The sequence below is a fragment of the Sphingomonas panaciterrae genome (genome assembly GCF_036890205.1).
GTDB lineage: Bacteria > Pseudomonadota > Alphaproteobacteria > Sphingomonadales > Sphingomonadaceae > Sphingomonas > Sphingomonas panaciterrae.
In genome coordinates this window covers 406,784-421,022 of record NZ_JAKNQR010000001.1, presented here as the reverse complement: position 1 = coordinate 421,022, position 14,239 = coordinate 406,784, and the positions used below count along the sequence as shown (strand labels likewise).

The 14,239-nt window shown below is 68.9% G+C and carries 12 protein-coding genes and 4 tRNA genes; 11 read left to right on the top strand and 5 right to left on the bottom strand.

What is annotated here, in order from left to right:
- Window positions 1-969: 969 nt before the first annotated feature.
- Entirely contained in the window at window positions 970-1,938 is a 969-nt protein-coding gene (locus L8F96_RS02030) for a radical SAM protein (RefSeq protein WP_206430491.1), read from the top strand.
- Between the two features lie 6 nt (window positions 1,939-1,944).
- Here the strand turns inward: L8F96_RS02030 and L8F96_RS02025 are convergent, their stop codons facing one another.
- The gene (locus L8F96_RS02025) at window positions 1,945-3,054 is read right to left on the bottom strand and encodes a phospholipase D-like domain-containing protein (protein ID WP_334654819.1); all 1,110 of its coding nucleotides are present in this window, start codon (window positions 3,052-3,054) and stop codon (window positions 1,945-1,947) included.
- 106 nt (window positions 3,055-3,160) lie between these two features.
- On the opposite strand from L8F96_RS02025, the gene L8F96_RS02020 reads away from it, so the two are divergent.
- The 3 genes from L8F96_RS02020 to L8F96_RS02010 are packed head-to-tail and all read left to right on the top strand — an operon-like array spanning window position 3,161 to window position 6,426.
- Entirely contained in the window at window positions 3,161-4,399 is a 1,239-nt protein-coding gene (locus tag L8F96_RS02020) for a glycosyltransferase (RefSeq protein ID WP_334654816.1), read from the top strand.
- A gap of 34 nt (window positions 4,400-4,433) precedes the next feature.
- Window positions 4,434-5,864, top strand: a complete 1,431-nt coding sequence (locus L8F96_RS02015) for a lipopolysaccharide biosynthesis protein (RefSeq protein ID WP_334654814.1) — start codon at window positions 4,434-4,436, stop codon at window positions 5,862-5,864.
- Window positions 5,865-5,895: 31 nt separating this feature from the next.
- On the top strand, window positions 5,896-6,426 hold the full coding sequence (locus L8F96_RS02010; RefSeq protein WP_125944373.1) for a DUF2141 domain-containing protein: 531 nt from the start codon (window positions 5,896-5,898) through the stop codon (window positions 6,424-6,426).
- 31 nt (window positions 6,427-6,457) lie between these two features.
- On the opposite strand, the gene L8F96_RS02005 is transcribed toward L8F96_RS02010, so the two are convergent.
- A complete protein-coding gene (locus L8F96_RS02005; RefSeq protein ID WP_334654812.1) occupies window positions 6,458-6,961 on the bottom strand; it encodes a hypothetical protein in 504 nt (167 codons plus the stop codon).
- An 81-nt stretch (window positions 6,962-7,042) separates the two neighbouring features.
- Here L8F96_RS02005 and L8F96_RS02000 point away from each other — a divergent pair.
- The 5 genes from L8F96_RS02000 to L8F96_RS01980 all read left to right on the top strand — a co-directional run bounded on the left by L8F96_RS02000 (window position 7,043) and on the right by L8F96_RS01980 (window position 8,042).
- Window positions 7,043-7,119, top strand: a tRNA-Arg gene (locus L8F96_RS02000).
- A 22-nt stretch (window positions 7,120-7,141) separates the two neighbouring features.
- Window positions 7,142-7,218: transfer RNA gene (locus L8F96_RS01995), tRNA-Arg, on the top strand.
- Window positions 7,219-7,240: 22 nt separating this feature from the next.
- Window positions 7,241-7,317: transfer RNA gene (locus L8F96_RS01990), tRNA-Arg, on the top strand.
- A gap of 22 nt (window positions 7,318-7,339) precedes the next feature.
- Window positions 7,340-7,416: transfer RNA gene (locus tag L8F96_RS01985), tRNA-Arg, on the top strand.
- Window positions 7,417-7,586: 170 nt separating this feature from the next.
- Window positions 7,587-8,042 carry a PaaI family thioesterase gene (locus tag L8F96_RS01980; protein WP_334654811.1) on the top strand — a complete coding sequence of 152 codons (456 nt, stop codon included), beginning with the start codon at window positions 7,587-7,589 and terminating at the stop codon, window positions 8,040-8,042.
- A gap of 63 nt (window positions 8,043-8,105) precedes the next feature.
- Here the strand turns inward: L8F96_RS01980 and L8F96_RS01975 are convergent, their stop codons facing one another.
- Entirely contained in the window at window positions 8,106-8,801 is a 696-nt protein-coding gene (locus tag L8F96_RS01975) for an OmpW/AlkL family protein (RefSeq protein WP_125944375.1), read from the bottom strand.
- Between the two features lie 129 nt (window positions 8,802-8,930).
- Between L8F96_RS01975 and hemN the strand changes: the two genes are divergently transcribed.
- Window positions 8,931-10,256, top strand: coding sequence for an oxygen-independent coproporphyrinogen III oxidase (hemN, locus tag L8F96_RS01970; RefSeq protein ID WP_334655623.1), 1,326 nt, complete (start codon window positions 8,931-8,933; stop codon window positions 10,254-10,256).
- A gap of 5 nt (window positions 10,257-10,261) precedes the next feature.
- On the top strand, window positions 10,262-10,963 hold the full coding sequence (locus L8F96_RS01965; protein ID WP_136452078.1) for a Crp/Fnr family transcriptional regulator: 702 nt from the start codon (window positions 10,262-10,264) through the stop codon (window positions 10,961-10,963).
- Between the two features lie 5 nt (window positions 10,964-10,968).
- On the opposite strand, the gene L8F96_RS01960 is transcribed toward L8F96_RS01965, so the two are convergent.
- Both L8F96_RS01960 and cydD read right to left on the bottom strand, forming a co-directional pair.
- Window positions 10,969-12,606: an ATP-binding cassette domain-containing protein gene (locus L8F96_RS01960; protein WP_046408918.1), complete on the bottom strand. Its 1,638-nt coding sequence runs from the start codon at window positions 12,604-12,606 to the stop codon at window positions 10,969-10,971.
- Window positions 12,603-14,231 (bottom strand): thiol reductant ABC exporter subunit CydD, encoded by a 1,629-nt coding sequence (gene cydD, locus L8F96_RS01955; RefSeq protein WP_334654806.1) that lies wholly within the window; start codon window positions 14,229-14,231, stop codon window positions 12,603-12,605. The genes L8F96_RS01960 and cydD overlap by 4 nt, the downstream gene beginning before the upstream one ends.
- Window positions 14,232-14,239 lie beyond the last annotated feature (8 nt).

Sequence of the window (14,239 nt, the reverse complement as noted above, 5' to 3'; positions counted from 1 at the left end):
GTCCGGTGGCGTCACGACGGATGGTATCGCGACGCGTGAGGATAGCGGGACCTGGCCTGCACTCAGGAGCAGGCCAACGCTGTCGCACGTGGCGGAAAAGCGGTTGGTCAACCCAGCGTTACCTCACCGGGAATAACGGTAAAAATGCGTTGCCGGATCGTGCGTCGGGCACCCGGAAGATCTCGCGCATAAGGTGATTGCCCCACCCCGGATTACGGACGGACAAGATGGGCGGGGTGGAGCGCGGCTTAGAACACACAGCCGTCAGCTTTGTTCCCGTGTTCGTGCGGATCGGGTCCGAGGCAATGTCGCGCCGAGGTGCGGGAGCCACATGCTGCCTAGCCGGCTGCGAAAGGGTGATCCGCAGATGCGGTGAGGCACGTCAATTGGTCTGGCATGAAGAAAGCGATGAATGGGAAGGGATAACGTTCGGGATCGCCGGCGCGCCCTTCGTTGAAACGGATGCTGCGAAAACGTCGGGAGCAAAGCCGCGCCGTGAATCGCGTTTTGGTCGACCTCATGCGCTCCGCGGCTTTCAGTTGTTGCCGCGGTTCTCGGAGCTTTTGCGCAGATATGCTCGTGTCACGAGTGAATGCGCTGGCGCTCCTGCGGACAGCGCTTGGCCTAGCTGCGACGATCCTCTGCGCAAACGCCCGAGGCAGCTTAGCATGGATCTGCACTGCAAAAGGCTGCCTCGCCTTTGATCCGGATCAGTATCTTTGATGGGACGGCGCAATTCGCCACCTGCCGCGATTGTGGCTGATCTTGTTGTGGAGACCGCACGCTCCCTATCCGCCCGAGTAAATCAATCGTTTCGGGGAGGTGGCCTTTCCTCTCTTGCACATGCCGGGCACAGTCACGATTCTATTACGGTGCACAGGCGCGAACACGATAACCGACGGAGAGCGCCGGAGGCGATAGGGGGAGTGATGAGCGACCAGCATTGCGATGGCAGCGGCAGGCCCGTGCATGGCTAGGGCGCAGTTTAGCGACATGGCGCGCTATGTGGCGACCGCGCTGCTGGAGCCGCACCGTCCCTTGCTCGCGCATCTCGTCGTCACGCGATACTGCAATCTCGACTGCACCTATTGCAACGAATTCGACAAGGTATCGAAGCCGATCGCGGCGGAGGTGCTGCTGGCGCGGGTGGACCGGCTCGCCGAGCTGGGCACACGCGTGCTGACGCTGACGGGGGGCGAACCGCTGACCAATCCGGCGCACGAGGCGGTCATTGCGCATGCCCGGTCGCGCGGCATGATTGTCACCACCATCACCAACGGCTTCCTGATGACGCGTGAGCGGATCGAGGCGATGAACGCTGCGGGTCTCAATGCGCTGCAGATCTCGATCGATGGGGTGGAGCCGGACGAGGTGTCGAAGAAGACGCTGAAGTCGCTGCGCGGGAAGCTGCAGCTTTTGGCGGACCATGCCGAGTTCGCGGTGAACATCAATTCGGTGCTGGGGATCAGCGAGGAGCGCACGCAGGATGCGATCGAGGTGGCGGAGGTCGCGCGCGGGCACGGCTTTTCCCATACCGTCGGCGTCATGCATGATGACAGCGGATCGCTGGCGCCGCTGTCGCCGACGCAGCGCGCGGTGTACGCGCGGCTGATGCACGAGGGCGGGATCCCGCACCGGTTCAATTACTGGACGTTCCAGCGCAATTTGATGGACGGGCGGCCGAACCGCTGGCGCTGCCGCGCGGGCGGGCGGTATCTGTACATCTGCGAGGACGGGCTGGTGCATTATTGCTCGCAGCGGCGCGGTGCCCCGGCGATCCCGCTGGAGATCTATTCGCGGGACGACGTCGCGCGGGAATATGCGACGGTGAAGGCATGCGCGCCGTTCTGCACGGTGAGCTGCGTTCATCAGGCGAGCTTTGCCGACAATTGGCGCGCGCAGCCGCGGCAGGACGGGCCGGCGCAGCTGGTCGCCTGAGCCGGTTCAGCGCCAGTCGGTGACGGTGCGGCGCGCGCGGGCCAGTGGGGCGATCGCGGCGGCGGCAATGCGCAGGCCGGCGGTGGCGGCCATGCCGCGCAGACGGGACGGTCGCGAAGGCGCGGCGTCGATGCTCGCGGCGCGCACAGGATCGAGGACGCGCGCGCAAAAATCAGCCACCAGCGTCGCATCGCCGACGAGCGCGAGATATTCCTCATTCGCGACATGACTGGCGAAATCGAAGTTGGTCGATCCGGTCACCAGCGTTTTGCCATCGATCAGCATTGCTTTCAGGTGGCTCATGCCCGGCGTCAGGCGGATGGTGAGGTTGGACACGGGCGGCCTGGCGAGCAGTGCGTCGCGCACGATCGGCTTGTTGCTGTCGCGCGGGGTGAGGATTTCGACCGCGACACCGCGGCGGGCGGTTGCCTCCAGCCAGTCGAGAAACGGAAAGCTGGGATAGGGGCTGATCACGACAATGTCGCGCTGCGCTGCGCCGATCGCGTCGGCGAGCGGGGCATAGCCCTGATCGTTCGTTCGCCCGTCTAGCGCGACGAGGGTGAGGCCGGGTGCGTCGCGGCGCGCATGGTGCGGCGTTCCGGCCCAGGTCGCTTCGAAATCCTGCGCGAGGAAGGCGGCTGCCTCTGCGTCGTCGATCCGCACCATCATGTCGTGCCAGGCGAAATTGTGGTCGCTGAAGTTCAGCCCGCCGAGATAGGCGACGTCGTCGGTGATCAGCAGCTTCTTGTGGTTGCGCACGCCATAACGCAGCGGGTTGCGGCGGATCGGATTGGTCCGCCGCACGGCAATGCCGTGGCGCCCGGCATCGCGGAACATCTCGCGTGTCGCGCGCACCTCGTGACGGAAGGCGGCATTGGACAGGCGTTGCGGCGACAGCACGAAACGGTCGTTCACCACCATGCGCGAATAGCTGTCGACCAGGATGCGGCGATCCGTGGCGGTGCTGGCGGCCAGGGCATCGAAGACGCTGGTGCCGGCGGCGTCCGCCTCGAACGTCATCGCCTGGACCAGCACGCGATCGCGCGCCGCCGCGATGTCGTCCGCCGCAGCGGTCCAGAATTCGGCCGCGCCGACGAGCAGCTGATGCTTGACCAACCCCGGACCACCCCCCAACAAAGCGCGACGGTTCCGGCATTTTTTCCGGAGCTTGGCTCACGCGGGCCGGTTGGTTGTAGCGTGAGGGGGAAGACAAGGAAACACGATGGGGCGCGGCGAGGAGGATGACAGGCGACGGATCCCTCCGGCACGCGTTCTGCTGCTGCTGACATCGCTTCATGGGGGCGGGGCCGAGCGCGTCGCAGTCCACCTAGCCAACCGCTGCGATCCCGCCTTGGTCGACGTGCGCATCGGGTTGCTTCGCGCTGCCGGGCCGTTCGTGAAGGATGTCGACCCAGCGCGGTTGATGGTGGCCCCGGAGGGGGAGCGGCGGTTCGTGTTCGAGGGGCCGAACGCCGGCTTCTACCGCCCGGATCGGCTGATCGCGGGGGCGATGCAGGCGCCGATCGCGTTTCGGCGCATGATCCAGGAATGGCGGCCCGACGTGGTGATGAGCTTCCTGAAGGGGACGACGCTGATCACGCAGCTGGCGCTGGCGGGGCTTGGTGCGGCGCGGCCGCGCTGGATCGCGCGCGAAGGCAACAATACGCTGGCGGTGATCGGTGACGAGCTTCGCTCACCGGCAGCGCAGCGGCTGGTTACCTGGTATACGGCGCGGACCTATCGCGCGGCCGACGTGTTGCTCGCCAATTCGCAGCATATGGCGGACGGCCTGATAGACGATCTGGCGCTGGACCCCGCACGCATGCGGATGATCCGCAACCCGATCGATGCCGCGCGCGCGCGCCGGGAGTCGGACGCGCCGATCGCGCGAACATCGGAGGCGCGGCCGTTCATCCTATCGGTCGGCCGGCTGGAATATCAGAAGGGCCATGACATGCTGCTGACGGCCTATGCCGCCAGCCGCGCGCGGGCCACGCATGACCTGGTGATTGTCGGCCGTGGATCGCGCGAGGCGCAACTGCGGCAACAGGCGGCAGCGCTTGGCATTGATGGGAGCGTCAGCTTCGTCGGGTTCGACGACAATCCCTGGGCGTGGATGGCGCGGGCCGACCTGGTGGTGCTGCCGTCGCGATGGGAAGGCTTTCCGACGACCGCCGGCGAGGCGCTGGCGCTGGGGCGACCGACACTGGTCACCGATTGCCGGTTCGGATCGCGCGAGCTGGTCGGCCATGATGTGGCGGGCTGGTGCGTCACGCCGGATGCCGATGCGATCTACGGCGGGATCGATCGCCTGATCGAGGACCGGGCGCTCGCCGCGCGGCTGGGCGCCGCGGGGCCGGCGCGCGTCGAGGCGTTCGGCATGACGGCGATGATCGCGGCCTATCAGGCGCTGTTCATCGAGCAGGCGGCGCTCGGCCCCGGTGCCCTCGTCGCCGCCTGAGACTGGACCACCGACAAGCGACCGGGCGGGACAATTGATCCTGCGCGGTGGCGGGGCCAATGCGCTCGGCTTCCTGATCCGCTTCGGCGCGCGCTTTGGCTTTCTGTTTGCGGGCGCGCAATTGTACGGCGCTTCGCTGCTGGGCGCCTATGCCATTGCCCTGGCGGTGGTCGAACTGGGGGTGATGGCGGGCGGGGTCGGCGCACGCTGGCTGATCTTCCAGTGGATCGACGAACGCGGCCGGAGCCGTGCGCCGCGGCATGTGGTGATGGATGCGGTGCTGCTGGCGGGGTGCGCGTCGACGATCCTCTGGATCGCGGTGGCGGCGGCTGCGCTGCTCGTGCCCGCCACTACGCTGGCGGCGCAGACCGCGACGGCGCTGCTGTGGCTGGCGCCGACCATCCTGATCCAGGTGCTGGTCGAAGTGCTGCTCGCCGCGACGCGCTGGAGACGGGAAATACGCTATGACGTGATCGGGAAGAGCGTGATCCAGCCCTGGATCGGCATCGTGGTCGCGCTGCTCGCTTGGGTTGCGGGGGCGCGGACGATCGGCCTGCCGCTGTCCTATCTGGTCGCCTCGCTGGTGGTGCTGGCGTATGCGGTACTCGCCGTGCGGCGGGTGCTCCCGACGAGCGACGTGCCCTATCGTCCGAGCCGACAGCGACTGCGTCGGATGGCATCGCAAGGCCTGCCGACGATGATCAGCGAGGTGAGCGACGGGCTGGTCGCGCGGATCGACCTATGGCTGGTCGGCGCGTTGCTGGGGCAGGCGGCGGCCGGCATCTATGGCGTGGTCAAGCAGATTGCCATCGTGCCCCGCCAGGTACGCCAGAGCATCGACGGGATGCTGGTGCCGCTCGTCTCCAACACGCTCGCGCAGGCCGGGGAGATCGGCGCGGGGCGGGCGATCGGCAGCGCAATCCGCCTGTTGCTGGTGATCCAATTGCCGCTGCTGATCGCCCTCGCCGTCGTGGGTGCACCGCTGCTGGAGCTGTTCGGCAAGGGGTTTGGTGCCGGGGCGGGGGCGCTTCTGCTGCTGACGGGTGCGGAGATCGTGCACGGCAGCTTTGGCGTGGCGGACCTGATCTTCGCCTATCGCCGGCCGCGGCTCGGCCTTCGCGTCACGCTGCTTGGGGTGGCGGTGGCCGGCTTGCTGGCGAGCGTGCTGATCCCGGCGTTCGGAATGGCAGGCGCGGCCGGGGCAGTTCTGGGCGGCTATGCCGCGCGGGCGCTGGCGCGACGGATCGTGCTGCGTCGCGTCTTCGGGATCGTCGCGACCCCGGGCGTCGCCGCCATTCCGCTGGCGATCGGCGCGGCGGCGATGGGCGTCGTGCTGGCGCTGCACCGCCTGCCGCCCGCCGCGCTAGTCGCAGGGCTGGGTACCTACGCAATATCCCTTCTGGCGTGGCGGCGGGCGAGCGGGATCACCTTCCTGCCGACCGGTTTCGTCCACGAATCGCCCTGATTGCGCCACGAGATGCTGTCAAAGGGGGTGCATGAACACTGTGCGTATCATTGCTTCGGCCGCTCTCCTGCTGCTTGCCCCCTCGGTGGCAGCGCAGGGCAAGGGCACCATCCTTGGCCCCTATGCCGCGCGCTGCGCGGCGGGGAATGAGCCGTCGATCCTGGTGAATGTGGTGGGGCTGAAGAACCGCAACGGGGCGCTGCGCGCCCGCACCTTTGGCGGGGCGACCTCCACCTGGTTCGAGAAGAAGGGCTGGATCACGCGCGTCGAAGTGCCGGCGCCAAGTTCCGGGCCCGTGCGGATCTGCCTGCCGGTGTCGGCACCCGGCACTTACGCCGTCGACCTGCGGCACGACATGAACGGCAATGGCGAGACCGACAAGTCGGACGGCGGCGGCGCGTCGGGCGATCCCAAGGTGACGCTGCTGGACTTCATCCTGGGCCGCAAGCCATCGCCCAAGGTGACGGCGGTGCATGTAGGCAATGGCGTGACCGAGATTACCGTGACCGCCATGTACCTGCGCAATGGGGCGCTTCGCCCGATCGAGGGCATGGCGCGCTGAGCGGCAACGCTCGTCCCCGCCGCGATCATGCTCAGGCGGGGGCGAGCTGCCCCTGAAGCGCCGTAATTCGCGCGACCTGCGCGGTGACGGCGTCGCGGACCTGCGCTGAGGCGGCGGTCAGCGCCGGATATTCTGAGCCCACCGTCACGGCGCGCTCCTGCGCCATGTCGCCGAGCTGGATCGCCAGGTCGCCAGTCGATGAGCGCAGCGAATCCAGTTCCGCCAGCGCCACCTGCGCATCGAGCCAGCGATCGGTGCCCGCGGCGGCACCACGCGCGCTGCTGACCAGTCGGGCGGCGCGCGTCGCGGCCGTATCGAACGCGCTCACCCGTTCTGTCAGCGTGGCCATGACGGTGGCGATCTGTGCGTCGAGCGCGGGGTCCGTCTGCGGCGGCTCGGGCGCGGCGGGTGGCGGTTCATCGAGGTTCTGCGTTTCGGCGGGCCGGGGAAGCAGCGAGGGATAATCGCCCTGCGCGGTGCACCCGGCAGCGATCAGGAGGAGGGCGAGCGGGGCGGGAAGGGCACGGAGCAGCATGAGAATGTGTTAGGTAGCGAGAAAGTTATGCGCAACGCTCTTGCCTAATCCAAAAGTCGCTTCTATCAGCGCCACTCCAACGCGCCCGTAGCTCAGCTGGATAGAGCATCAGACTACGAATCTGAGGGTCGGACGTTCGAATCGTTCCGGGCGCGCCATTATTTACAGCACAAGTTCCACGCGCCCGTAGCTCAGCTGGATAGAGCATCAGACTACGAATCTGAGGGTCGGACGTTCGAATCGTTCCGGGCGCGCCATTATTTACAGCACAAGTTCCACGCGCCCGTAGCTCAGCTGGATAGAGCATCAGACTACGAATCTGAGGGTCGGACGTTCGAATCGTTCCGGGCGCGCCATTATTTACAGCACAAGTTCCACGCGCCCGTAGCTCAGCTGGATAGAGCATCAGACTACGAATCTGAGGGTCGGACGTTCGAATCGTTCCGGGCGCGCCACTTCCCTGATGGGGAGTTTGGATGGAAACACGCTGACCGCGCCGCTGCGCCACCTTTCCCGTCGCTGTTTACCTGCTGAGGGGCGCCATGCCTCTTCTCGTCGCGCTGCCGCTTTGCCAAAGCCGCTTCGGGCGCCCGCCTGGCGGCAACAGAAAGGGAGAGCGGCGAGGATGAGTGCGGATGGCGTGGGACGCGGCAGGACAGATGGCGGCCCGATCCTGAGCGTGGAGGAATTGCGCACGCTGCTGGCCGGTGCCTTCCCGGGGCGGGCAGGCGAGGGCGGGACGGTCGAGGTGCTTGGCCCCGGAACCGCGCGCATGATCCTCGATCCGCTGCCGGCGATGGCGCGGCCGGGCAACATCGTCTCCGGCCCGACGCTGATGACGCTGGCCGATCATGTCGCCTATGCTATGATCCTGGCGCACACCGGACCGATGCTGATGGCGGTTACGCACACCCTGACCATGAGCTTCCTGCGCGCGTGCCGGTTCGAGCGGATCGTCGCGGATGCCACCATCCTGAAGATGGGACGTCGGCTGGTCACTGTCGATGTCCGGATCTGGCAGGGAAGCGAGGCCGGGATCGTGGCGCAGGCGACCGTGGGTTATACGCTGCCGTCAGGATGAACGACGCGAAGCCGCCGCGGCTGTCCCGGAGGGCGACCGCGGCGGCGGCGGGAGAGACGAGGATCAGAGGCGGAGGCCGAGGCCGACGCCGAAGACCAAAGGATCCACGTTCAACCGCACGCGCTGCGTACCGGCGGCTGCGGTATCCAGCCGGGCGGTCGTATCAATGTCGATATATTTAACGTCGAGGTTCAGGAACACCTTGCGCGACAGGTCGATGTCGATGCCAGCCTGGGCGGCCCAGCCGACGCTGTCCTTCATGTGCACGCGGGTGCGCCCGACTGCTGCCTCCAGCGCGGGCGAGGCCTTTTCGTTCCAGAAGATCGTGTAGTTGATCCCCGCGCCGACATAGGGCCGCACGGTGGAGCGCGGCATGAAGTGATATTGCATGGTCAGCGTCGGCGGCAGCACCCAGGTGGAGGCCAGGCGGCCGATACCGCCGGTGGTGCCGGTGCGACCGTCGGCATGATGCTTCGTCGTGGAAGCGATCAGTTCGAAACCGATATTGTCGGTCGCCATATAGGTGAGGTCGATTTCGGGCATGACGCTGTTGTCGATCCGCACCTTTTCCCCCGGGAAGGCGGGCAGGATGCTGCCGGAGCGCTCATTGGGCGCAACCGTGATGGCGCGGGCGCGCAGCAGCACGTCGCCGGCGCGCGTTCCGACCCGCGCCGCATCGTCCTGCGCCGCGGCGGGCATGGCAGCCACGCCGGCAACCATGACACCCAGCGCCGCGACCAACCGCTTCTTCATCGTCATTCCCCTTTGCATCTTTGTTCGGAATGAGTCCGGGGTAGGCGCGCCGGCGGGGGGCGGCGTTGATCGGCGCCAAGCAAGTTTTTGACCGCGATCAAGGATGCGTGACTGGCCGTGCCCCACGCGGTTGCCATGTGGACCTACCATCCCGACCTGCTCGCCCGCGCGGTGCCGCGCTATACCAGCTATCCGACGGCGGCCGAATTCGGCGACACGGTGTGTAGCGAAGACTTGGCCGTCGCGCTTGACCGGGTCGCGTCGGACGAGGCGATCTCGCTTTATCTCCACATCCCATATTGCCGGGAAATCTGCTGGTATTGCGGGTGCAACACGGGCGCGGCGAACCGCAGCGCGCGGCTGTCCAACTATCTGGCGCGGCTGGGCGAGGAGATTGCGCTGGTCGCGCGCCGGCTGGACGGACGCGGCCGCGTGGGGCGCATCGCCTTCGGCGGGGGCAGCCCCAACGCCATACCGGCCGACGCCTTTGCTGACCTGGTCGCGCAGGTCCGTGACGCCTTTCAGTGCGATGACGACACGATCGTCTCGGTCGAAATCGATCCGCGCGGCTTCGGCGCGGGATGGGCACGGGTGCTACGCGGCGCGCAGGTCACGCGGGCGAGCCTGGGCGTGCAGACGTTCGACCCCGCGATTCAGGCCGCGATCGGCCGGGTGCAGCCCGAAGCGGAGATCCGCGAGGCCGTCGCGATCCTGCGCGCGGCCGGCGTGTCATCGATCAACTTCGACCTGATGTACGGCCTGCCGGCACAAGACGATGACAGTTTGCGCGCGACGCTCGCCACGGCGCTGACGATGGCGCCGGACCGGCTGGCGGTATTCGGCTACGCCCATGTGCCGCACATGATCGCGCGGCAGCGGCGGATCGACGCCACGTTGCTGCCCGACGCGGCGGCACGGTTTCGGCATGCGGCACTGGCGCATGAGACACTGACGGGGGCGGGGTATCGCGCGGTCGGTTTCGATCATTTCGCACTGCCCGGCGACGCGCTGGCGCAGGCGGCGGCCGCGGGCACATTGCGGCGCAATTTCCAGGGCTTTACCGAGGATCCGGCGGAAACGCTGATCGGGCTGGGCGCGAGCGCGATCAGCGAATTTCCCGATTGTTTGCTGCAGAATGAAAAGAACACCGGCCGCTACCACACGGCGATCGGCAGCGGGCGCTTCGCAGTCACACGCGGGCTGCGGCGCAGCGCCGAGGACCGGGTACGCGGACGGGCGATCGAGGCGATCCTGACGCGTGGCGAAGCCGACCTGTCGGGGTTGCCGCAACTGGGAACGGTTTATTCGCGGCTGGCGCCGTTCGTCGCGCACGGGCTTGTCCGCTGGAACGGCGAGCGCCTGCTGCTGCAGGATGAGGCGCGCCCCTATGCGCGGGTGATCGCGGCGACGCTGGACGCCTATCGCGGTGAGGAGCCCGCGCGCTTCAGCAGCGCCGTCTGAGCCCCATGCCGATCGCCGCCAACGATCCCGGCTGCGCCCCGCCACGCTGCGCCGCCTGTGCCGCGCGCGACACGTCGGTGTGCGCGAGCTTTGCCGATCGGGAGCTGACTGCGTTGCACGGCATCGGCCGCCGGCGCATGCTGAAGGCCGGCCAGGTGCTGATCTGGGCGGGTGATCCGGCGGCGGTCTGCGCCAATCTGGTCTCCGGCGTGCTGAAGGTCGTGCGCGAGGATCCGGACGGGCGGGCGCAGATCGTCGGCCTGTTGTTTCCCGGCGATTTCGTCGGCGAATTGTTCGTCGAACAGGCGCGCGAGACGGTGGTGGCGCTGGTCGATGCCGATCTGTGCCTTTACTCGCGCCGTGCGCTGGAGCCGGTACTGGCGGCCCAGCCGGGTGCCGAGGGGCTGTTGCTGCGCCGCGCGCTGGGGACGCTGGCCGAGGCGCGGCGCTGGATGCTGATGCTGGGGCGAAGGCACGCGCCGGAGAAGGTCGCCGCCTTCCTGCTCGACATGCATCGCCGACTGGGCGTGGGTGACCGCGTGGACCTGCCGATGGGGCGCGGCGCGGTGGGTGAGGTGCTGGGCCTGACGATCGAGACGGTTAGCCGGCAGATGACGGCGCTAAAGGCCGCCGGGCTCATCGCGCTGCCGGGCGGGCGGCAGGTGCGGCTGCTCGACCGCGCGGCGCTCGCCCGTATCGCTGGGTGACCGGATCAGGCAGCGAGTTGCGGCAGCGGGTGATCGCCGGCGAGAAGATCGATCCGGCGCTGGCAGGTGGCGACCATCGCGGGCCGATGGCTGACCAGCAGGAGCCCCTGACCGGTGCGATTCAGCCGCTGCGCCAGCCGCGCGGCCACCAGCTGTTCGGTCGCCGCGTCCAGCCCTTCGCTCGGTTCGTCGAGCAACAGCCAGGGCGCCGCGCTCGCATAAGCGCGGGCGAGGGCGAGCCGCCGGCGCTCACCGCCGGATAGCCGCGCGCCATTCTCACCGACCCATCCGTCGAGCCCGCCGAGCGCGCGCACGCGATCGTCGATCGCGGCATCGTGCAGCGCCTGCCACAGCGCGTCGTCGGACAGCGCCGGATCGGCGAGCAGCAGATTGTCGCGCACAGTGCCCGAGAGCAGGGCGGCATCTTGCGGCGCCCAGCCGAAGCAGCGGCGGCGAATGACGGGATCGATCTGTGCCGCGTCATGCCCATGGAGCGCCATGCTGCCCGGCGCGGGATCTCGCAGGCCGAGCAGCGTTTCGAGCAGCGTCGTCTTGCCGGCGCCCGACGGGCCGACCAACGCGACACGCTCGCCGGGACGAAGGACGGCGCTGCACGGGCTGGCGAGGGTGAGTGTCGGCGCGGCGACAAGCGCAGTGGCCGGGGCAGGGGCAGGGGCAGGGGCGATCTGCGCGGAAGCATTCTCCAGGATGGCGTCGAGCCGGACCTCTGCCTCACGCACGCGTCCCTGCTCTACCAGGGCGCGCAGCAGCGGCCCCAGGCCATCGATCGTCATCGCTGCGGCCAAGGCCGCCATTGCCGCGATCGGCGCGCCGGCGGGGGCGGCAAGGAACAGCGCGCTGGCGGCGGCCAGGCCGATCCCACCCGCGTGAAGCCATTCGAACCAGCCTGCCGCTTCGGTATGCCGGCGATGCGCATGACCCAGTGCGCGCGCCTCCACGGTGATCCGGTCTGCGGCCCAATCCTCCAGTCCGAAGCAGCGAAGCTCCGGCGCGGCATCGACCAGCCGGGCGACTTCCTCGCGCAGCGCGCCGGCCGCCTGCTGAACCGCGCGGCCCGGCGCATCCATGCGGCGGGACAATAGCGCGCCGATCACCAAGGTCGCTGCGGCGCAAGACAGTGTCGCCAGCGCGGCGGGGATACCGCCGAGGATTACCAAACAGCCGCCCGCGCCGATTGCGGCGGCGATGCCCCCGGGTGCCGATAGGCGGACGAAGCGGGTCTCGATCGCGCCGACATCATCGACGAGGCGTGCGGTCGCTTCTCCGGTCCCGAGCGCCATCGCGCGGTGGACCGGCGCGGCGGCCAGCGCACGGTACAAGGCGGGCCGGATGCGTGCGAGCGCGCCGAACGCCGCCTCGTGGCTGGCCAGCCGCTCACCATAGCGCGCGCCGGTCCGGACAATCGCGAGCAGGCGGATGCCGGCGGATGGCAGCATGTAGTTGAAGGCCAGCGCCACCGCCGGCCCCGCTGCGCCGGCAATCGCGGCGGCGGTGATGAACCAGCCCGACAGGCCCAGGAGAACGACCGAGGCCGCGGCGACCAGCGCGGCAAAGAGCGATGCGCGCAGCAGCAGGCGATGCTGGGCGCGACGTTCGGCGGCGATCAGTGTGGCGAGGGTCACTGGCTGTCTCCGAGGCGGACGACATGGTCGGCGATCGCCGCAACGCGCTCGCTATGGGTGGCGAGGAGGGTGGTGCGTCCACGGCATGCGCCGGCGATGGTGGCGATCAGCGCGGTTTCGCTGGCGTGATCGAGATGCGCGGTCGGCTCGTCCAGCAGCAGCAACGGGGCCGGCTTCAGCAGCGCGCGGGCGAGTGCGATCCGACGTCGTTCGCCGCCCGACAGCCCGCTGCCGCGCGAATCGATTTCGCTGTCCAGCCCCGCCGGGCGGCGTGCCAGCATCGGTCCAAGCCCCGCGCCCTCGACCGCGGCGTCGAGATCGCGGGGCGTCGCTTTCGGGTTCGCGAGCAGCAGATTGTCGCGGATCGAGCCGGCGAGCAGCAGCGGGTGCTGCCCGGCCCAGCTGGCGAGCGGCGCGACCGTCCCCATCCTGTCGAGCGGCACGCCATCGACCAGCACCGTGCCGCTTTCCACCGGCGCGAGGCCGAGCAGCAGGTGGAGCAGGCTCGACTTGCCGCTGCCCGACGGGCCGACCAGCGCGATCGTCTGTCCGGGCGCGGCGGTGAACGAGAGGTTGGCGACCGCAGGGCGATCGCTGTCCGGATAGCGGATCGTCACATCGTGGCAGGCGAGTGCGGGCTGGGCGGAAATCGGCCGCGGGCGCGCCGGGGCGAGCGGGGCGGGGAGCGTCATCAACCGCTCCGCTGCGGTCTCGGCCGACTGCTTGTCGTGATAGGCGGCGGCGAGGCGGCGCATCGGACCATAGAATTCGGGTGCCAGCGCCAGCACGAAGAAGGCCCGGCCGAGATCGAGCTGTTCGGGCACGGGGAAGGGGAGTTGGCCGAGCAGGTTGAAGCCGCAATAGACCGCGACCAGCGCCACTGATAGCGCGGCGAAGAATTCGAGCGCCGCGGAGGACAGGAAGGCGACCCGCAGCACACGCATCGTTCGTTTGGCGAGCTCGTCCGCCGCTTCGCCCAGCGCATTCGCCTCGCGCTGCTCCGCCCCGAAGGCGAGCACCACCGGCAGGGCGCGCACGCGATCCGCAAAGCGGCCGGAAAGGCGCGACAAGGCGACGAACTGGCGGCGCGATTCATCCGCCGCGGCGCCGCCGGCGAGCGCCATTGCGATGACGAAGGGGATCAGCGTGCCGAGCAGGATCGCCGCCGATACCGGGCTGGCGATGGCGGTGGCGGCCAGTACCAGTAGGGGCGCCAGCACGGCCGCGCGTCGCGCCGGGAGGAAGCGGGCGACATAGCCGTCGAGCGCCTCCACCTCGTCAACCGCGGCAGTGATCCAGCCGCCCATGGTGGTGGCGCCACCCGGCGCGCGGTGAAGCGCGGCCTCCACCACGCGGCGGCGCACCTGCGCCTTCGACCGCTCGGCCGCAGCGGCGCCGATCCGCGCCGATGCCATGGCGAACAGCCCGCGCGCCGCGCCGGTCACCGCGACCAGCGCCGCCCAGGGGAGGACGGCGGCGAGGCCATCCGGTACTGCGACGACGCCGCCCGCGAGGCCGGCGGCAAAGCCGATGGCGGCGAGCGTATCCAGCAGCAGCACGGCACCGGCAGCGCCCGCGCCCGTGCCGGCCGCGGCGGTGAGCCACCGGCCGCGCGCACGGGCCATGGCCTTTG